This window comes from Candidatus Saccharimonadales bacterium (genome assembly GCA_035480635.1).
Taxonomy (GTDB): domain Bacteria; phylum Patescibacteriota; class Saccharimonadia; order UBA4664; family DATIHN01; genus DATIHN01.
This window is the reverse complement of record DATIHN010000019.1, coordinates 66474-84636: the sequence shown is the minus strand read 5'-3', so window position 1 is coordinate 84636 and position 18163 is coordinate 66474. Positions and strand designations below refer to the sequence as shown.

At 49.5% G+C, this 18163-nt stretch carries 21 protein-coding genes and 6 tRNA genes; 12 read left to right on the top strand and 15 right to left on the bottom strand.

Annotation, left to right across the window (positions count from 1 at the left end; translation table 11 throughout):
* The 4 genes from VLE72_03300 to VLE72_03285 form a co-directional block, all read right to left on the bottom strand.
* Positions 1-410: hypothetical protein (locus VLE72_03300; GenBank protein HSX14904.1), on the bottom strand; the 410-nt coding region annotated here is incomplete at its 3' end.
* Entirely contained in the window at positions 407-1795 is a 1389-nt protein-coding gene (locus tag VLE72_03295) for a GAF domain-containing sensor histidine kinase (GenBank protein HSX14903.1), read from the bottom strand. The genes VLE72_03295 and VLE72_03300, both read right to left, overlap by 4 nt.
* Positions 1796-2686: 891 nt before the next feature.
* Complete coding sequence (locus VLE72_03290) at positions 2687-3424, bottom strand: GNAT family N-acetyltransferase (GenBank protein HSX14902.1); 738 nt, start codon at positions 3422-3424, stop codon at positions 2687-2689.
* A complete protein-coding gene (locus tag VLE72_03285; GenBank protein ID HSX14901.1) occupies positions 3378-3962 on the bottom strand; it encodes a hypothetical protein in 585 nt (194 codons plus the stop codon). Before VLE72_03285 ends, VLE72_03290 begins: the two co-directional genes overlap by 47 nt.
* A gap of 155 nt (positions 3963-4117) precedes the next feature.
* Here VLE72_03285 and VLE72_03280 point away from each other — a divergent pair, with 155 nt between their 5' ends.
* Both VLE72_03280 and VLE72_03275 read left to right on the top strand, forming a co-directional pair.
* Entirely contained in the window at positions 4118-4624 is a 507-nt protein-coding gene (locus VLE72_03280) for a pyruvoyl-dependent arginine decarboxylase (GenBank protein ID HSX14900.1), read from the top strand.
* 38 nt (positions 4625-4662) lie between these two features.
* Positions 4663-5043 carry a response regulator gene (locus VLE72_03275; protein HSX14899.1) on the top strand — a complete coding sequence of 127 codons (381 nt, stop codon included), beginning with the start codon at positions 4663-4665 and terminating at the stop codon, positions 5041-5043.
* A 28-nt stretch (positions 5044-5071) separates the two neighbouring features.
* Here the strand turns inward: VLE72_03275 and VLE72_03270 are convergent, their stop codons facing one another.
* A complete protein-coding gene (locus tag VLE72_03270; protein HSX14898.1) occupies positions 5072-5695 on the bottom strand; it encodes a cation transporter in 624 nt (207 codons plus the stop codon).
* Between the two features lie 74 nt (positions 5696-5769).
* Entirely contained in the window at positions 5770-6495 is a 726-nt protein-coding gene (locus VLE72_03265) for a ZIP family metal transporter (protein HSX14897.1), read from the bottom strand.
* 88 nt (positions 6496-6583) lie between these two features.
* On the opposite strand from VLE72_03265, the gene VLE72_03260 reads away from it, so the two are divergent.
* The gene (locus VLE72_03260) at positions 6584-7015 is read left to right on the top strand and encodes a transcriptional repressor (protein ID HSX14896.1); all 432 of its coding nucleotides are present in this window, start codon (positions 6584-6586) and stop codon (positions 7013-7015) included.
* Here the strand turns inward: VLE72_03260 and VLE72_03255 are convergent.
* The 5 genes from VLE72_03255 to VLE72_03235 form a co-directional block, all read right to left on the bottom strand.
* Positions 6992-7777: a bifunctional 5,10-methylenetetrahydrofolate dehydrogenase/5,10-methenyltetrahydrofolate cyclohydrolase gene (locus tag VLE72_03255; protein ID HSX14895.1), complete on the bottom strand. Its 786-nt coding sequence runs from the start codon at positions 7775-7777 to the stop codon at positions 6992-6994. The genes VLE72_03260 and VLE72_03255 overlap by 24 nt on opposite strands.
* The gene (locus VLE72_03250) at positions 7774-8517 is read right to left on the bottom strand and encodes an LssY C-terminal domain-containing protein (protein HSX14894.1); all 744 of its coding nucleotides are present in this window, start codon (positions 8515-8517) and stop codon (positions 7774-7776) included. Before VLE72_03250 ends, VLE72_03255 begins: the two co-directional genes overlap by 4 nt.
* Before the next feature lie 6 nt (positions 8518-8523).
* Positions 8524-8599, bottom strand: a tRNA-Lys gene (locus VLE72_03245).
* A gap of 76 nt (positions 8600-8675) precedes the next feature.
* Complete coding sequence (locus VLE72_03240) at positions 8676-9242, bottom strand: hypothetical protein (GenBank protein ID HSX14893.1); 567 nt, start codon at positions 9240-9242, stop codon at positions 8676-8678.
* A 100-nt stretch (positions 9243-9342) separates the two neighbouring features.
* Positions 9343-9419: transfer RNA gene (locus VLE72_03235), tRNA-Arg, on the bottom strand.
* Between the two features lie 64 nt (positions 9420-9483).
* On the opposite strand from VLE72_03235, the gene VLE72_03230 reads away from it, so the two are divergent.
* Both VLE72_03230 and VLE72_03225 read left to right on the top strand, forming a co-directional pair.
* The gene (locus VLE72_03230) at positions 9484-9828 is read left to right on the top strand and encodes a DUF1801 domain-containing protein (GenBank protein ID HSX14892.1); all 345 of its coding nucleotides are present in this window, start codon (positions 9484-9486) and stop codon (positions 9826-9828) included.
* 102 nt (positions 9829-9930) lie between these two features.
* Positions 9931-10458: a hypothetical protein gene (locus VLE72_03225; protein HSX14891.1), complete on the top strand. Its 528-nt coding sequence runs from the start codon at positions 9931-9933 to the stop codon at positions 10456-10458.
* Positions 10459-10517: 59 nt separating this feature from the next.
* On the opposite strand, the gene VLE72_03220 is transcribed toward VLE72_03225, so the two are convergent.
* From VLE72_03220 to VLE72_03205, 4 genes are all read right to left on the bottom strand, one after another.
* Positions 10518-10757, bottom strand: a complete 240-nt coding sequence (locus VLE72_03220) for a hypothetical protein (protein ID HSX14890.1) — start codon at positions 10755-10757, stop codon at positions 10518-10520.
* Positions 10758-10821: 64 nt separating this feature from the next.
* A complete protein-coding gene (locus tag VLE72_03215; protein HSX14889.1) occupies positions 10822-11646 on the bottom strand; it encodes a hypothetical protein in 825 nt (274 codons plus the stop codon).
* Positions 11647-11692: 46 nt separating this feature from the next.
* The gene (locus tag VLE72_03210) at positions 11693-12196 is read right to left on the bottom strand and encodes a hypothetical protein (GenBank protein HSX14888.1); all 504 of its coding nucleotides are present in this window, start codon (positions 12194-12196) and stop codon (positions 11693-11695) included.
* Positions 12197-12477: 281 nt separating this feature from the next.
* A tRNA-Arg gene (locus VLE72_03205) sits at positions 12478-12553 on the bottom strand.
* Positions 12554-12604: 51 nt separating this feature from the next.
* On the opposite strand from VLE72_03205, the gene VLE72_03200 reads away from it, so the two are divergent.
* From VLE72_03200 to VLE72_03170, 7 genes are all read left to right on the top strand, one after another.
* On the top strand, positions 12605-13090 hold the full coding sequence (locus tag VLE72_03200; GenBank protein ID HSX14887.1) for a VOC family protein: 486 nt from the start codon (positions 12605-12607) through the stop codon (positions 13088-13090).
* 42 nt (positions 13091-13132) lie between these two features.
* Positions 13133-14455 carry a UDP-N-acetylglucosamine 1-carboxyvinyltransferase gene (gene murA, locus VLE72_03195; protein ID HSX14886.1) on the top strand — a complete coding sequence of 441 codons (1323 nt, stop codon included), beginning with the start codon at positions 13133-13135 and terminating at the stop codon, positions 14453-14455.
* A 187-nt stretch (positions 14456-14642) separates the two neighbouring features.
* Positions 14643-14718: transfer RNA gene (locus VLE72_03190), tRNA-Pro, on the top strand.
* A 131-nt stretch (positions 14719-14849) separates the two neighbouring features.
* Positions 14850-14924: transfer RNA gene (locus tag VLE72_03185), tRNA-Gly, on the top strand.
* 1 nt (position 14925) lies between these two features.
* Positions 14926-15001, top strand: a tRNA-Arg gene (locus VLE72_03180).
* A gap of 18 nt (positions 15002-15019) precedes the next feature.
* Positions 15020-15226, top strand: a complete 207-nt coding sequence (locus VLE72_03175) for a PLDc N-terminal domain-containing protein (GenBank protein ID HSX14885.1) — start codon at positions 15020-15022, stop codon at positions 15224-15226.
* Positions 15227-15291: 65 nt separating this feature from the next.
* Positions 15292-18141: an efflux RND transporter permease subunit gene (locus VLE72_03170; protein HSX14884.1), complete on the top strand. Its 2850-nt coding sequence runs from the start codon at positions 15292-15294 to the stop codon at positions 18139-18141.
* Positions 18142-18163: the final 22 nt, after the last annotated feature.

The window sequence follows — 18163 nt, the reverse complement described above, 5'->3', positions numbered from 1 at the left end:
GAGAGTGGTCCGGGAGAAAAGTGATAGCCCGCGCTATCAAAACTAACTTGGCCGAAGTAGCCCGGCAGCCAGGGTGCAATGGCAAAAAATAACGGGGGTATTGCTAGCAAACGGCCAATTGGGGGCACCTTTTGGCGGGTTGGGAAAATCCAAGCCAGCCAAATGAGCAAGCCTGGTAGGAGGGCGGCCACGCTGGTGGATAATTTGGACCACAAATAAACTTCATTCAAATCTGAGGTGCGGCCGCCCAGCATCGAAAAGAATAAGTAGAGCAAAATTCCCAGACCCCACAGCCCAAAGACGCGGTTGGGCAAAGATCTACGATTATTGCTTAAAACAAAGCTCACCAGCACGACTATTCCCACCATGCTGGGGATGTAGAAGAAGGCTTCGATGCCAGAGGCGTTCATGTCGTAACGGCGATTTTAGTCCGTACCTCGGCGGGCTTGGTGGCAGCTGGCTTGGTTTTGGTAGCCGTCGGGGCATGCATGGGTAGGAGGAAGCCAAAGGTCGAACCTTTGCCCTCCGTGCTTTCAAAAATGATTTTGCCACCTTGGTCTTCGATGACGCGCTTAGCCAAATACAGGCCTAGGCCAGTGCCGTCGGGGCGGACTTGCTGAGCGTTACCGGCCCGGAAGAATTTGCTAAACAATTTACTCCGAGCCGCCTGTGGCACCCCTATGCCGGTGTCTGTCACTCGCAGCTCAATTTGGTCGCCAACCTGCTTCAGCGTTACCGTCACACTCCCCTGCTTCGTATAATAAATAGCATTATCAATAAAGTTCATGACAACTTGACGGGTTTTGTTCTCGTCCAGCTCAGCCGGCGGCCATTTGCCCGCGGGCGGCTCCCAAATAAGTTTGAGCTGTTTGGCCTCAGCGTGGCTGACTAACTGACGCACCTCTTCGCTAACCAAGGCCACCATATCGATGGGCTGGCGATCGATCATGAATTTACCAGAACTCATTCGGCTGACGTTGAGTAAATCCGAAATCAAGCTGACCATGCGCTCGGAACCACTGTAGGCGTATTCTAAAAATTCCAATTGCTCTTTAGTCAATTTGCCGGCATCGCCCTCTTGCAGCATCGAAATGTAGCCTTTGATGGTAGTCAGCGGCGTCCGCAGTTGGTGGGAGGCCATGCTTATGAATTCGTCTTTAGCTTGATCGAGCTCTTTTAAATGATTATTAGCCACTCGCAAGCGTTTGGTGGCTTCGTCGACTTTATCCTGCAAAGTGACGTTAAATTGAGAAATTTCCTCATAAGCTTTGGCGTTAACGATGGCTACAGCCAGCTCATTAGCCAAGATCTCAAATAGCTCCAGATCTTGGGTGCTATAAATATCGCCGCTCAACTTATCGCCCAACAGCAGGAAGCCAACAAACTCATCTTTGGTGCGCAAGACTAGACTCAGGCGGATATGGTGTTTATCCATGATCTCTTTGCGCCGGCCAGCTTCAATTTCATCGGCCACTAGCATGCTGCGATCCAGCAGTTTCATCTCGGATTTGGTAATAACCTGCTCGGGCATGCGGCCGTAATGTTCGATTTTATAAACCTCACCCTTTTCGAAGACAATGTACTGGCCAAAGTTGACTCTAACGGCTTGGGCAATCATGGCCAGAGTTTTTTCGAGGATAACCTCCAAGTTAATTTCAGATGCCAGGGTTTGGGTGATCTGGTTCAATAGTTCTTGCGAATCGTACTTATCGCGGTAAAAGATGCGGTCCGTCAGGCGTTCAAAGAAGCGCCGCAGGGGTTGGAAGGTAAAAACGAGGATCAGCGCCAAGATCATATTAATGCCAACCTGCGCATAGCTAAATGTATTGGAGCCTAAAAGAAGATTTGATATCCAGAAAATTCCTAGGCTGTAAATGCCACCCATAGTCGTAAGAAGAAGTAGGTAGGATAGCGAACGTGCAACAACGGCGCGGATATCAAATAAGTGGTGTTTGATAATTGCATAGGAAGTAAAGCCAATATATATACTCGTTGCGTACAACCCAATCCTAGAAAGGGTTGGGATTCCAAATAGTTGGGGGAGTAATAAATTTGCTAGAAGTGCAAGAAATATCCATATGGATAACCCTGTAACTACTATTTGCGTCTGAGTCTTCTCGCGTCCTTTTGATTTTCTACTTCTAATAATTAATGAAATGATGCCGCTACCAAACAGCAATAGCAAGATTGCATCATAAATATATTCGAAACCTGTCGTCTGGTATTCGACACCCTGCAGAGTTGCTTTTACCGTCGGAAGACTTACAACCCACACCCATCCCAATAATGCTGCTGCGACACTTGAAAATATCAGGAATAAATTGAAGAATCGATTTTTTATAATCGGTCGGTTAATTAAGTTGTTGCTAAATTCATAAAATGATAGGGCAACGATCGGCCCAAATGCATAGTCAAAGCGGAGCAAGAAGGTGGCCAATTCATTACTGTGGACAGCGTCTTCAAAAAAGCTTGCGGTCATCCACAATGTCAAGCAAATGACCATAAAAAGAAACAGTCGATTTGGGACACTTTTTGGATTTCTAATAAAAGTAACCGCACCCAATACTATATTGGCCACAAGAATAAGGATAAATACCACCAACTGTAATGACATAAGCGCTTTAATTGTACCACTAAAAGTAATCGAGCCGCCCCCGAATGGGGGCGGCTCAGTTGGAGAACTTGCCTATGTTCGCGCTCTCGCGCGATAGTAGGCGCAGATCGCCTTGAAAACTTGCGCTGCAATCAGTGGTTTCAGCAGCTTGCTGCCAAGGAAGGGATTCCTCCAGACAAGCAGCACGCCGTTGTTGCAGCTTTCCCGGTCCTTGAAATACTCCGGGAGAAGCTTCCTGACCTCGAAGTCATCGGCATAGAACCGAAGCTCAGGGTCGTAAGGTTTGCCGTCTTCGCGCGTGAGCTGGAAGTAATGCTCGGGGTTGGACTCGGGATGCTCCGCGAGATACGCCGCCATTCCTGGCAGACGACCCCCGAGAGCTCCGAAGGTCATGCCGTGTCGAACAATCTCACGGAATTCCCTCTCAATCAACCTGTCACCAATACCTGATCGTTGAGACTCAGGGATGACTCCCAGGGACCCCCCGAAAAGACACTGGCCGTTTGGCTGGTGCCCCGTGTACTCGCCGTCGCCGGTGAGTGCGTACCAGGTAGTCACGCGCTCCTCGACCTCGCTCACCGGGATATCAACCCGCAATGCAGACACGTAGCCGACGAGTCGGCCAGTTTGTCGTTCTTCTGCGACGAAGAAGTAGTCACCGACATTGCGGATGTGCGCTTCGAATTGCTCAGTGGTAAACATGTCTTCTGGGTCGCAGGCTGCTTCCCAGGACGCATGTTCGACCTCGATGAGCTGAGGTACGTCACTCAGTCGTGCTCGACGAATCGAAATTCTTGGCCTCAAATGCATTGTGAATGACACTTTCGACTTCTCCTCTTCTGCGCGCGTAGTGGCGTGCGGCGAATGGGGCGAGGCCAAGCACGATCAGAAAGATCGGCAAGGTCTCCTCGAAGATTAGCGGCAAGACAGCAAGAGGCCACCCGAAGATGATCCACGTACTGACTTGCGCGGGGGCGAGATAGTTGTCAACCTTTTCACGATCGTCTCCAAAGCGCATCCATCTCAGGTAGACCCTGAACAAGGGCTTATGAAGAAAATCGTCGAGAGAAACTCCCTGCTCGGCGGCTTGCGCCGCCCGGTTACCAAGAATCAGCCTTGCCAGAAAAGTCCCAAACTTGATGTAGCACCACATGACGACCTTCACGATTCGGAAGATCAGAGGGGCAAACAACAGGGACAGGCCGATCAGGAGACCAACTTCAACGCACCAGATCAAAGCCCGTGAAGGGTCATCCGACCAAGCGCTCCAATTGAGAACAAGGATCGCCGCAATGATCGCGGCGAAGACTAGCGTAAAACCAATCCACCCACGAGTTTTTGCGGACATTGTTCCTCCCTAAATAGAAATACCTGACAATGTGCTGCCCGTAGTGTTTTTAGACAACACTCGCGAACTGTTTAGTATTCTACCATAAACACTTTGATTTGTAAAGTAAGTGAGGCAATTTTGCAGTCGGTATATTATCAAGTAAACTATTTGATATGGAAATATTTCTTGTAGAGGGTGTAGGCACAGGACCAACTACTTTGGCAGCTTTCGATGCATCGCTTCGTGCTGCGGGAATTGCTAATTTCAATATCATACCTCTGAGTTCAATTATTCCCCCACAATCGAAAATTGAGGTAGTTAAGTCAATTCCGAAAACTCAAGAAATTGGAAATTGGGGTGATCGACTCTATGTTGTCATTGCGAATAAACGCGTCGATACCCCAAACGAGGAAGCATGGGCTGGTATTGGGTGGGTGCAAAATGAAGAGAATAGAAAGGGTCTTTTTGTTGAACACGTCGGGAGCAATAAAAAGACTGTAGAACGCGATATTCGAGCTACTCTTGAGTCACTTATGGATGGACGTAAAGACGAAACTTTTGGTGAGATAACAATGGAAATAGTTGGGATCACCTGCACACAAGAACCAGTTAGTGCACTCGTTTGCGCAGTTTACAAGTCGAGCCCCTGGGATCGCAAGTTCAACCCTTTTAAGAAGTAGACGTTGCTTCACCTATCTTAAAGCATTAAAGTTATCCTATGGCTGAGAAGACTAATCCGAAGGTTGCGATCATTGAAGATGATTTGGCGATCGTTCAAATGTATCGGCTGAAGTTTGAGCAAGAGGGCTACACCGTTAAAACGGCCGGTGATGGCATGGTTGGGCTCAAGTTGATTCAAGAATTTAACCCCGATATTGTGCTGCTCGATCTTATGATGCCAGGCATGAATGGGTTGGATGTACTTGGTCACATCCGCAAAGACCCTAAAATGAAAGACCTCAAAGTTGTGGTGTTGACTAATATGGGTGATGCCGAAACCGCCAGTAAAGTTTATAAAATGAAGGCCTCCGACTATATCGTTAAAGCCGATATGACGCCCAAAGAAGTCTCCGAAAAAATAAAGAAATTATTAGCTTAAAAGTTTCCGAGCCCGGCCATCCGCAGGATTAGTGCGAATGGTCAGGCTCGTGGTTGGCTTGGCGATGGACCGACCTAATTGTCCCAATGGCCTCCTTGCCGTTGTGCCAGGCTGCGAAGCCGAAAATGCCAAACGCGGCAGCGATGTTCCAGCCAACGCTGCCAGTCCAGTACGTCAGTAGACCGCCGGGGATCAACGCTAGCGACAAGTATGCATCGACCTCCAGGTGCTTGGACCAGGCTCTGGCGTGCCGATTATGCTCATGATGCAGCCGCTGGCTATAGAAGCGATTGAGCAGAAAGCTGGCCAATCCAACCGGCACAATCAACCAGGGATTTAGTAGGCTGGTCATTCGGCCAGCTTCGGCAAAGGTGAAGATGCCGACCAGTACTATAGTCAGCAAGCAAACGCCAACGCCGACCAGCTTTGGAACCGTGCACCTAGCTGTGTGGCTTTTGGCCCGACCGGTGATGAATTCGACGACGCCACCGGCACCAGTCAAAACACTGTCTGAGAGGTTGTGGCCAGCGTCGGCCACCATGGCCGGGTTGTGGCTGATGAAGCCTGCCGCAAATTCGAATACTGCAAAGAGCGATAGTCCTAAAGTGGCCCAGCCGAACTGGGCCACATGAGAATGACCTTGTTCGGACAACGCGAACCACCTAACACTCTGGGGTCCCGAATGGGAATGAACTCGATCATTTTAACCTAATTTTGGCTAAATGTCTAGGTAAAACGCGTGACTATAAAAATGAACAGCGTTCCAAGGACCGTCAGGCCAACCGTACCGATGGACGAATGTTTGGCATGGGCTTCGGGCAAAATATCGGAAGCCCCAACGTAGAGTAAAAAGCCAGTGAAGGCGCCTAGGTAAATCAACAGGAGTGGGTCGGACAGATGAAAAACCAAAGTTGAAGCAGCTCCCAAAACCGGGGCTATGGCATCGGCCAGTAGAAAGCGTCGGGCCTGGACCTGGCTGTTCTTATGCCTGAGCATGACGCTAACGGTATTAAGGCCATCAGCAAAGTCGTGAGCAATCACGGCAATGGCCACTGATAGGCCCACAGCCGTACTGACCTGAAAAGCCAACCCAATGCCAACACCATCCAAAAAACTATGACCAATCAAAGCGCTGGCTGAAGCCACTCCGACGTGGGGATGAACATTGTGCTCATATTCCTCGTCGTGGGCATGATGCATAATGATAAATTTTTCGACGACATGAAAGCCCAAAAAGCCGATAACTAGCGCCACCATTGGCACCGTTTCATTAGTACCGGTTGAACCGACCAATTTAAATATTTCCGGCAACAGATCAAAAGCTACCACCCCTAATAAAACCCCGGCCGTAAAGCCCAAGATTCGGTGCAGGCGATCCTGATTTTTAAGGGCCGTATAGCCACCCAACATGGTTGAAATAAAGGTGGCAAAGGCCAACAAGACTACTAGCAAGGTCGAATTCCAGATGATTTCATGGTCACAAACCTAGCATACATCATAGGCTATTGCAACTTAGTCGCAATAGCCTATACTTATTGCAATGGATCCTAGTCAAAAATTGCAAAAATTGTTACTTTCGCGGGGACTACGCCTGACCCAACCCCGCAAGTTGGTACTGGATTTTCTGGTTAATGCGGCTGAACCGGTCCAAATCCATCAAATTGTGGCTCTGAGTGGTAACTGGGCCGATCGAGCCAGTATTTATCGGACTATTAAGCTCTTTAACCACCTTGGTATCATCAAAACCGTCCATCGCCCGGGCGGTGACTGGCTAGAATTGGGCGAGGACTTTTCGCCCCATCATCATCATTTGGTTTGCAGCCGCTGTGGTTATAGCCAGGTTATTCATAGCCCAAACTTGGAATATCAACTGGCTGGCGTGGCTGAAGTGGCGGGCTTTCGGCCGCTGGAGCACCACGTTGAAATCAGCGGTCTCTGCCCAGATTGTTTAAAGCTGGCTGGCAATCAATAAATTATCAAACAGAGCCGCCACCGTCAGCGGTCCAACCCCGCCAGGTACTGGGGTAACTTGGATATCCGGATCGTCATAAAGGGCTGGGTCGGCATCCCCAGTGATGCTACCGCTAGCCTCAGCCGTACCGGCATCAATAACAATTACGCCACTTTTTAGCATCGAGCGATTTATTAATCCAGGCTGACCGGTGGCAGAGATAATAATATCGCAGGCTCTAGTTTTGGCCGCTAGATTTTTAGTAGCATCGTCTAGGCGCTCAACCTTGGCTCCGCTCGACTCCAGCATGGTACTAATCGGTGCACCGACCAAACGGCCTTGACCGACCACGGCGACATAAGCAGACTTGATCGAGATTGGCAACGAGCCCAACAACCACATAATCCCTTTGGCGGCAGGAGAATCAAAAGGGCTATCTGCCTTCAGCCCATCAACGTCTTTGGCGGCGGCGATTAACTTAATGGCCGCTTCAGTATCAAAGGCGCTGGGCAAGGGTAATTGGATAATAATGCCAGAAATGTCTTTTTGCTGGTTCCAAGTCTCAATTTGCTTCATTAATTCAACCGGCTTTTGAGTTGATTTGATTTGCAGTGTTACACCAATATCGTCTCCATAGTGTTCTTTAGCCCGGACAAAGCTGGCACTAGCCGCATCTGCACCGGCCATAGCTACGGCCAAAATTGGTTTAATTGCTAAAGACTGGATTTGCCGCCGGTGGCGTTCTTTGACGTAGGTATCTAGATCGCTGGTGGTCAGCTTCACGCTGCAGCCTGCTCGACATCAACTACGACTATCTTGCCATCGGTAAAGTATTTGTCGTGGAAGACGTTACGGCCATCCAATTTATCAGTCATCGCAAAACGAGCTCTCTCTTTGCCCCCAGCCGCCACGAGCTCGCTAGTGATAAAATCTCGTTCGGCATCCAAGTCTGGATCGATGTGATGATAGGGCATGCCTAAGCCCCGGTAAAAACGCAGCGATTTATCAAAGCTGGCCGTGGCCAACCAAATTTCGGTGCCGCCGACCAAGCGCATGTTAGTTTGCCAGAGCCGAATGTGATGACGCTGACGGAAACCTTGGCTAGGCGATTCTTTTTGGAACTGCAGATCATTCGGGGTGGTTGCAATATAAAATGGCGTCATCGGGCCATCGGCATAGCGTTGATTGAGCAAGCCGGACCAAAATGCTTTGAACCAGTTGGAGGCACTCACCGGTACCGCCTGCTGCCAGCCGGCTCTATTAAAGGCACCTTCGATGTGGCTAGTACTACCTAAAATCATTAGGTTGATCGGATCGGCTGGCTTACCGCGGAAACTCAAACTAGTCTTGGGCAATGAATCAGCTAGGTCTTGATTCAATTTGACGGTTTGATCGGAGCCACCCAGGACGTTTTCGATCATGTGGCCAAACCTTGAGCGCTGGTAGGCTAGCTTCAGGGTTCGCAAGGCAAAGATGCCAGCCAACGTCGCAATAATTGCAGATGTTCGTTTTGTCTTTTTCATATCATCTGGGGGGCCGTGAGGGACTCGAACCCTCAACCAATTGCTTAAGAGGCAACTGCTCTGCCAATTGAGCTAACGGCCCACGTCAAAGCGTTTTATCGGCTTGATGCGACTAAAAACTATAAAACACCCCTCAAAAAAAGTCTAGCATAATATCCTTAGGTTGCCGGCCCGGAATTGTCGTTGGCCGTTAGGAAGTAGAGTTGGTTTAGTTTATTTAGTTCGCTCGCGACGCGATCTTCAATCTGTTCGTTAGACAATTTGGTCCGGGGTAGCGTCATCGAAGCAAATTCGTACTCAATCTTGGGGTCATAAAAAGCTACCTCAACCTCTTGATCATTTTGGCGTCGGACGCGAGTAATTAGCGGCCCTTTGGCAGTGATCGGGTTATCAGCGTGCAAATGGGCCAAAACTGGTTGGTGATAGTGTACCGACGAAACTCTTTCGGCGTTTTCATTAAACCAGCTATCACAGTATTGCCAGTGCCGCAGCGGCATTTTCTCCCATAAGCCAGGCAGTTTAGAAATCAGCGATTTAGTTATTTTGACGCAACCTAGTGAAGCCGCACCTGATCCGTAGGGACTAGAACACCATTCCCGTTTGCAGGCCGAAAGTTCTGCAAATATAGACGGATATGGCACCACATCATGTTCGATGATAATAAATGAATCGCTGCGCTGCCAAAGTGAAAGCAGCAGCTGTTGATAGCTATCGAAGGCTGTCATTTCTACAAACTCAGCCGTAAGCGGCAGAGCACTTCGAGTTTGCTGTCTGAGCCGATTGGCTGTATAAGGACAAATTATCCGCACGGCAAAATCCTTTAAATGGCGCGCCCTGAGGGATTCGAACCCCCGACCTTCTGGTCCGAAGCCAGACGCTCTAATCCGCTGAGCTAAGGGCGCTTAACTGGCAAAATATAACATATTTAGGCCATTTTAACCAGAAGCGCTCTGGTATAATCATGCCATGTCCGTTATCGATGAATTATTAGAAAAGGTGCCGGAGGCTGAGCGAGCGGAACTCGAGCGGATTCGCCGTATCGTTCACCAAACCGTACCCGAAGCCGACGAAGTCATGACCTACGGTATGCCCGGCTTTAAGTACCGCGGCAAATACTTGGTTAGCTTTGCGGCGATGAAAGATCATCTGAGCCTTTTCCCCGGCGCCGCTCCGATTGAAGCACTGAAAGATCAACTAAAAGCTTATGATTTATCCAAGGGCACGATTCGTTTCACTTTGGCAAACCCGATTCCAGAAAAGCTCATTAAGCAGATTTTGAATGTACGCTTAAAAGCTATCGAAAAAGCCTAATTTTCGCACCCGGATTGCGGTTATGTTTATTGACTGGACCGTGATTTGCCTGTATAAGTATTAGCATAAGTATTTTATTAATAGGATAGGGAAAATAAATAGATGGCCAAAAAAGCCGCTCTTAAAAATTTAAGTCTTAATCCCCTTAGTCTCGCGTTAATTATTATTGGCGCTGTTGTCCTTGGTTATTTCATCGCCAGCGGCCATGCCGCCTCCCCCGGTGGTGGCTCATCTAGTATCAAACTCGACCAAACAGGTCCTTACTTGGGTGGTCTAGCCACCTTTACATCAACTTACCCCAGACTAACCGACAACACGGCAAAATACCCCCGAGTCGAAGTCCTGTGTTTCCAGGACGTTAATGGTGATGGTATGGTCACCTCAACCGATGCATTGAGCCCAGATCTAGTTTATGGTGAAGGCGGATCAGCCAATCAAACTTACCAGAAACAAATTAGCGGCTTCCCAGGCTTCATCTTAGGCGGCAGCAGCTCTAAATGGTTAACTCGAGGCGGCTCAGCTACCTGCAAGGCTAACCTGTTTTACTACGCCAAAGGCAAAGGCGCAGCCACCGAAACCTACGTTCCGTTGGCCACCACCGGCACTTGGACCGCAGCCGGCGCGCGCTAACAAAACTTAGACGAAATAAAAAAACGGCCCGTGGGCCGTTTTTTTATTTCGCTTCAAAACTACTCTGCGGCGGGGGGAGGTGTTGCACTCCCTGATTGTCGACTGCGATCACTGACGACGTAGGCCAGGATTAGTGACAACGGGAAGAACAGCAAACTTAGTAAGAAATAGCCCAAAAAGCTGTGGCCTTTGCGAGCGGCCACGCGAGCCGGCCAGAAAGCGATGGCTATCCAGATTACTAGTATGATGATATCCCAAACCGTATTGAGAGTGAAACCTAGAAGGGTAGTTGCAAACATAATGATTGCCTCTTTCTAAATTAATTGCATCACTATGGTCTCACCAGAGAACTGCCAGGTCAAATTAGACGCTGACTTCAGCTTGGGCCAGCCCGGCACTTGAGCCCTTGAGTTCTTTGTAGAACAAGTAGGTAAAGACGACGCCCAGTGGGCTAATGACAAAGTTTGAAACGGCGGCTGAAGCAATACTGCGTAGGGTGGCTGGCAAAAATACCAGGACAATACTAGTTACAATACTGATACCGATTAGGACCAAGAACAGTAATACCAGCCGACCAAAGACGGTGCCCCAACGCCCACTGACCAAAGCCTTGCTGGCCTTTAGCGCTTCGGTACCGCGTTGGTTTTCGAGCACGAGAGTATAACTAGAAAAGGCGAACCAGACCCCAAAAATAATGCCAGGAACGATTAGCAAAATCAGTCCACCCAACACAGCCAGCCCAGCTAGGATGGCGACCAGCAGCATGGGCAAAACCATCGGCCAACTGCGCACTAGGAGTTTGGAGACATCGGGTTGGTCTTCGCTACCGTCAACCGCATAAATAACGGCCACTTGGATCCAGAGCGAAATTGCTACAAAGATCAGGCCAATGATTAGGGCCGCGGCGCCGGCGGCGACAAACATGGAGGTACTAAAGCCCGCGAAAGATGATTTGTGGCCATGTTGGCCAATAATCGAGAGCACATTGGCGATAAAGGGCAGAGCCAATAGCATGGCCAGGGTCTTAAATTTCTTTTGATATAATTCCCAGCTTTTGCGAAACAGTTCACCGAACGGACTCAAATCCATCATAATGCCTTTGCTTATGCTGTTATAGTAGCCTTGCCAAGGGCAAAAGTAAACGTCTAAACTTATGATTGATAAATGCAAAGCCCCCGGTAGCTCCACACCCATCATGATAATGGAGCGAAGCCACCGGGGGTTGGGTGCAATCTCAGCGGAGAGCGCAGCCGGATTGTGCCGAAGCTCGAACGCGGGATTGCACGACCGCGGCCGTTCGACGAGCTGTGTAGTAGGTCTTGATGACTTCCTGGATCCACTCCTCGCCTGGCTCACCCTCGATGAGGATGTCGATGCCTCTGGTGTTCGGGTTGGAGACGGACAGGATCACGATGCCACCGGGCCGGTCAGCGTCTTTGAGCAGACGCCATCCACTGTGGTGGCTGTACTCCGTGCCTTCCGGGTTGTCATACTCGACGAAGATGCTGGGTCCGAAGAAGTCGGGGCCGTGGATGAACTTCGTCTGCACGGCGCCGATCATCGGGAAGATCGCAGGTACGAACATCGACTCGTGGTCGAAGCCATAGAGCTGGAAATCACGTTGGACGCTGGCAAGGAAGTCCTCCTCAGCAGCGATCCAATCCTTGAGAGGGCCGTCGTAACGGACACAGTCCTTGACTGATCCATCCGGGAACCCTTTTGTCTTGTCCTTCAACATCTGACCACCTCCGTGGTACTTGAGCGTTGACTGACGGAAACATTAACATTACTCTTTCATTTTGTCAATTTTATATATGGTTAAGTGTCCGGTTTAGAATTGTCTAAACGAACTGGCGCGCCTGAAGGGATGGTGGCTTACAGCCACCTCCGCAAAGTGCTCGCCAAATTCAAACAAGTTTGATCTGTCTGCGCGCTTTGCTCCACCGAACCTAGGGTTCTCATCCCACCTGGTCGAACTTGGTCCGCCAAGCTCACGCCAATGGTGAGCTGGTCGAACCATGGCGCGCCTGAAGGGATTCGAACCCCCGACACCCAGCTCCGGAAGCTGGTGCTCTATCCACTGAGCTACAGGCGCCCGTTCAAATTGTACCCTACTCTGTTAGAATGGTTTTAAAGGAACCACACTATGCTCAAGTTCACCGGGATCGGCATTCACATCAAAGTTAAAGACATTACAGCATCTAGAAAATTTTATGAAGCACTTGGCTTTTCACCAATTTTTGGTTACGGCTCAGACGATTTCCGAAAGACTTTGCCAAAAGGCTGTCCATCCGCCCCAGAAAAGTATCAAGGTGTGACGTATCGTTTGGCCAATGGAGCTGAGCTTGAGATTGCTGACGGCCACATTGCCGCTAAGCCCAATGTTTTCCAAGAGAAAATCACATCAGGCAAAATCTCGGCCATGATCAAAGTAGAATCGATAGTCCCTGTGATTCAAGAATACCGGGACCGTATTAAATTTCCAGTTCGGCATTATTATTGGAATTCCATAGAGGTAGCTCTGCGCGATCCTGATGGTTTCGTTTTGGTCTTTATTGCGCCATTCTCTGAGACAGAGCTAGGCAAAGTCAGTAAAATTATCGAGGTTGAGACAGTTTCGGCGCCGTCGTAGCTACTAGCCACTTGATCGCAAATTGGCTATACTACTTCATCGATGCCTACCGCTCTAAAGGTTAACCAACAGACTAAATTGATCGTCACCGGCGGCCAACCGCTGGTTGGCGAGGTTGTTGTTAGTGGTGCCAAAAACGCCGCTACCAAAATGATGATAGCGGCTCTTCTGACTAGAGAAGAGGTTATTTTGACCAACTGCCCGATGATCGATGACGTCATCGTTGCTGGCGAAATGATCGAAGCCGTTGGTGGCAAAGTCGAATTCGGTGATCACAGCGTTCGCATAAACGCGGCTAATCTGGTTTTTGCCCCGGTGGCCAAGCCCACCATCCCCAACCGGCTATCGGTGCTGGCCCTTTCGCCTCTGCTCCACCGCCTTGGCCAAGCCGATTTGCCGACTGTGACTGGTGATAAAATTGGGCCCCGGCCGGTTGATTTCCACCTTCAGCTACTGCGCAAAATGGGCGCTGACATCACAGAATCGGACGGGCGCTATGCGGCTAAAGCCGGGCGGCTCAAAGGTGTTAGCGTTAATTTACCCTACCCCAGCGTGATGGCTACTGAAAACGCTCTGCTGGCCGGCGTACTAGCCGACGGCCGAACCACTATCACCAATGCCGCGATCGAACCGGAAATTGTTGATCTGATCAAAATGCTCCAGCAAATGGGCGCAATTATCGAATTTAGGGCCAACCGGATGATTATTATCGATGGGGTTAATAAGCTCCGCGGCATCGAATATTCCGTCATGCCCGATCGCCTGGAAGCCGCTTCGTACGCCCTATTGGCCATTGCCAGCGGTGGCGATATTTTGGTCCACGGCGCTCGCCAAGACGATATGATCACTTTCTTGAACACACTACGCCGCATTGGCGCCGATTACATTATTGAAGATGACGCCATTCGATTTAAGCGTAATGGGGGACCGTTAGTCGGGGTCGAAATCGAAACCGATCCCCACCCCGGTTTTGCGACTGATTGGCAGCAACCGATGGTGGTGCTATTAACTCAGGCCAACGGTCGCTCCACAGTCCACGAAACGGTTCACGAATCACGCTTTGGTTACGTTGAAACTTTGATCGAAATGGGTGCCAACATTCAAGTCACGACCGATTGCTTGGGCAATTTGCCCTGTCGTTATAAAGGTAAGGGCTTTAAGCATTCAGCTATTATTACTGGTCCAACGCCGCTGCATTCAACTAAAATAGTTATCCCCGATTTGCGCGCTGGCATGGCCCACGTCATCGCAGCCCTAGTGGCTAGCGGCACTTCGGAGATTACCGGCTTGGGGCATTTGATGCGCGGTTACGAAAATCTGTTTGATAAATTAGCCAGCGTCGGTGCCAAATTTAATTTGACCTAAATTAAAATCCCCGGAGGCCGATGGCCTCCGGGGTCTGACGTTGCCGAACTGACTAGAGAGGTACGACTTAAACTTCAGATTAGTCAACCAATAGGTAGACCTTATTTGAAAAAAATGTCAACACCCTGTAGAATGGGTTGGTCCTTAGTATGGCGCTGCGGGCTTGCCCGCCGTAGTGCAACGAAGGCGGGGTGTGGCGCAGCTGGTAGCGCGCCTGCTTTGGGAGCAGGAGGTCGAAGGTTCGAGTCCTTTCACCCCGACCAATGAATTGGTATGAAAAAACCCGCATTGGAAACCAAGCGTTAGCTGTTTACAATGCGGTAAGGAGCAGCGATGTGAAGGCTGAAACTCCGACGACACGTCGGAGCGAAAGCTGGAAGTGTCGCTGCGACGTGCGGGCATCGTATAGTGGCTATTATGCTAGCCTTCCAAGCTGGAGACGCGGGTTCGATCCCCGCTGCCCGCTCCAAGCCCTCGTAGCTCAATGGATAGAGCAAAGGAGTTCTAACCCTTAGGTTGTAGGTTCGAATCCTACCGAGGGCGCCAATGGGTTACAATTGTCATATGGCGCTACTATTAATTTTTATCCCTTTAATTATTCTGGCCTTGGTTATTACCGTCTGGGTCTTTTGGATCTGGATGCTGATTCATGTCATCCAAAGCGATGATCCGAACAAACTAGTTTGGGTCATAGTTATCGTCCTAACCCATTTTATCGGGGCTTTAATTTATTACTTTTTAGCCTACCGGCAGCCATCCAAGTCGAAATAGCAAAAATATCATTCCAGCAAGTAGCTTGTTTTGTTACGATGGAATGATTAAGGATCAATCACCCAATGCCGAAACAATCGTCTGACCCCTCTAAAACAAAGTTACTACCCAGGCTGACAACCTTTTTCTTCGACCGACCCAAAATTACGGGCCTGCTGTGGTTGGTCTTAATTATTTTTGGTGCAACTAGTTACACGACGCTGCTGAGGCGCGAAGGTTTCCCAAGTGTTAATATCCCACTGGCAATCGTCTCTGGCACCTATTTTGCCAACGATCCGGCGGCTGTCGATAATCAGGTTACTAAACCGATCACCGATATTGCCACCAAGCAAGCCGATGTCGATAAAGTCCAATCCCAGAGTTCCGACAATTTCTTTAACGTCGTCATCCAGTATAAAGAAAATGTTGATGCCAAAAAGGCCGCCAAAGACTTAGAACAAGCCGTTAAAAGCAATGCTAACTTGCCGCCCAGCGCTCAAATTCGCTACGACGTGCCATTCTTTGGAGCCACCGGCGGCGATACGCAACAAATTGATGAAGCTATTTCTTTCTACGCCACCAATAGTTCGACTAGCACAGCCGATTTAGCGGCCAAGGCTGAGGCCGCCGCTCAGTGGCTAAACGACCGCAAGCTTTCAAATGTCAAAACGGTGTTCGTAAAAAGCCCGTTTGAGAATGTTCAAGATCCAGCCACCGGCCAAGCCGTTTCGGTTCAACACAGTTTTGATCGCTTTGGGATCCGCACCGGTGGAGACACCAAGTTCTATAACTCTGTCATCATTGGCGTGGCCGGAGCCGATCATGTCGACGTTCTAAAACTTGATAAACAAGTTCGAGCAGCTGTGGTTGAACTCCAAAAACAACCTCAATTTCAGGGTTACTCGGCCGAAGTTAGCGCCAGCCTAGCACCCAGCATCCGCGATAATTTAAGCGAATTGCAGCGAGTTTTACTGGAAGGTCTGATTGCAGTACTGGTGGTTGGTTCGATCGTGATTGCCATTCGAGCCTCGATTATCACTGTTATTTCGATGGTCACGGTGGTCCTAGCCTCGCTCGGTTTCCTCTATGTGATTGGCTACACTCTAAACGTCATCACTTTGTTTGCCCTGATTTTGGGCCTGGCCCTAATTGTTGATGACACCATTATTATGGTTGAGGCCATCGATGCGGCTAGGCGCAAAATGACCGATCGACGAGAAGCCGTCAAACAAGCTACCGGCAAAATTAGCCGAGCCATGGTGGCAGCAACCGCCACGGCTGCACTAAGCTTCGCGCCCCTGCTATTCGTCGGCGGTATTTTGGGAAGCTTTATCAAAGCCATCCCTGTCACCATTATTGCCTCACTGATTATTAGTTTGATCGTAGCGCTAATCTTTATCCCCTTCTTTGCCCGATTCCTTTTGCTCGGTAAAAAACAAATGGGGTCACATGGCGTAAAGGAAGTGGCAGCTGGTTTTGAGGCTCGCTTTGCTGCTTTCATTGCTCGGCCGATGCTATGGGCTAGGCGTTCGATCAAGCGCCTCTTCTTCGTCGGTATTACGGCCATTGTGGTTGGCTTTTTGTTTATTGCGGCTGGCATTTTCATTGCCAAAAACGTCGTCTTTAACATTTTCCCACCGACCAAAGATACTAATGGCGTGGCTCTGAGTCTGAACTACCCGACCGATACTAGCATCGAGCAAGCCGCGGCCATCGCCGATCAGGCCGATAAATTGGCAGCCGATGTAATTGGGCCTAATTTTGTGAATGCCTCCTACTACAATAGCGGCAGCCCCCAGATGGCCAGCCTGCAAGTTCAAATTATTTCTTACAATAAGCGGGCTATTACCTCACCCCAAATTGTTAAAGCTTTGCAAGATCGCTTTGATACTGAGTTCAAGGGCGCCAAAGTCGCCGTGGCCCAAATCGATTTGGGCCCGCCCTCAGCGGCTTTTGTGGTCCAGCTTGATGCCACCAACCGCCCAGCGGCCTTTGCCGCAGCCGCGAAATTAGCCGCCTACCTGAATTCGGCCGAGTTGAAACGCCCCAGCGGCAAAACCGCTCACTTTACCAATGTGACAGTTTCAAACCCCAACCAGTTTTTGCGCAACCAAGGCAAGCCAGTCATTACGGTTTCGACCAGCTTTGATGGTAGTGACACTACCACCCTAGTCAATTTGGCTCAAACGGCTGTGAAAAACGAATTTAATAGCGCTAAATTACAGCAATTTGGCCTGTCGTCCGATGCTCTAAGCTTTGATCTGGGTCAAGAATCGGAAAACCAAAATTCATTTAACACGCTGCTACTCGCCTTCCCAATCCTATTGATGGTTATCTACGTTTTGCTGGCCTTCCAGTTCCAATCGTTCTTGCAACCACTGCTGATCTTTATGGCCATACCCTTTAGTCTCTTTGGCATCATGTTTGGACTCAACCTAACTAATAATGCCATCAGCTTCTTCGCCTTGCTGGGTTTCTTCGCCTTACTCGGTTTAAGTATTAAAAACACCATTTTGCTGACGGATTTTGCGAACCAAGCCAAACGCAGTGGCATGCATCCGATTGATGCGGCTGTGGCCGCCCTGGAAGAGCGCTTCCGCCCGCTGATTGCCACCAGTTTAACGGCTGTAGTATCGTTAATTCCTTTGGCGCTAGCTAGTCCATTTTGGCAAGGCTTGGCCGTGGTATTAATTTTCGGCCTGCTCTCCAGCACCTTCCTAGTTCTAACCGTCTTCCCCTACTACTATCTTGGTGCGGAATATCTCCGATTGCACATTCGGGCCAGGAGCTTCTTTATCTGGCTGGTGCCGACCTTGGGACTTGCAATTCTGATTGGCAAAACCGCTAGCGGAGGCTTGGGTTTCTTGGTTGTTTTGGCTAGCATCCTCTTTGCAATCGGGCGATCAGTTTATCAAAGGCGTTTACAAAAAGCATAAGAGCCGCTTGCATGCGACTCTT

Coding starts and splice junctions, on each gene's coding strand:
- VLE72_03200 (HSX14887.1), top strand. CDS start 12,605: ATGCTCAAGTTCACCGGGATCGGCATTCACATCAAAGTTAAAGACATT.
- VLE72_03220 (HSX14890.1), bottom strand. CDS start 10,757: ATGTTTGCAACTACCCTTCTAGGTTTCACTCTCAATACGGTTTGGGAT.
- VLE72_03175 (HSX14885.1), top strand. CDS start 15,020: ATGGCGCTACTATTAATTTTTATCCCTTTAATTATTCTGGCCTTGGTT.
- VLE72_03225 (HSX14891.1), top strand. CDS start 9,931: ATGGCCAAAAAAGCCGCTCTTAAAAATTTAAGTCTTAATCCCCTTAGT.
- VLE72_03275 (HSX14899.1), top strand. CDS start 4,663: ATGGCTGAGAAGACTAATCCGAAGGTTGCGATCATTGAAGATGATTTG.
- VLE72_03240 (HSX14893.1), bottom strand. CDS start 9,242: ATGACAGCCTTCGATAGCTATCAACAGCTGCTGCTTTCACTTTGGCAG.
- murA (HSX14886.1), top strand. CDS start 13,133: ATGCCTACCGCTCTAAAGGTTAACCAACAGACTAAATTGATCGTCACC.
- VLE72_03210 (HSX14888.1), bottom strand. CDS start 12,196: ATGTTGAAGGACAAGACAAAAGGGTTCCCGGATGGATCAGTCAAGGAC.
- VLE72_03230 (HSX14892.1), top strand. CDS start 9,484: ATGTCCGTTATCGATGAATTATTAGAAAAGGTGCCGGAGGCTGAGCGA.
- VLE72_03170 (HSX14884.1), top strand. CDS start 15,292: ATGCCGAAACAATCGTCTGACCCCTCTAAAACAAAGTTACTACCCAGG.
- VLE72_03250 (HSX14894.1), bottom strand. CDS start 8,517: ATGAAAAAGACAAAACGAACATCTGCAATTATTGCGACGTTGGCTGGC.
- VLE72_03260 (HSX14896.1), top strand. CDS start 6,584: ATGGATCCTAGTCAAAAATTGCAAAAATTGTTACTTTCGCGGGGACTA.
- VLE72_03290 (HSX14902.1), bottom strand. CDS start 3,424: ATGCATTTGAGGCCAAGAATTTCGATTCGTCGAGCACGACTGAGTGAC.
- VLE72_03295 (HSX14903.1), bottom strand. CDS start 1,795: ATGATCTTGGCGCTGATCCTCGTTTTTACCTTCCAACCCCTGCGGCGC.
- VLE72_03280 (HSX14900.1), top strand. CDS start 4,118: ATGGAAATATTTCTTGTAGAGGGTGTAGGCACAGGACCAACTACTTTG.
- VLE72_03285 (HSX14901.1), bottom strand. CDS start 3,962: ATGTCCGCAAAAACTCGTGGGTGGATTGGTTTTACGCTAGTCTTCGCC.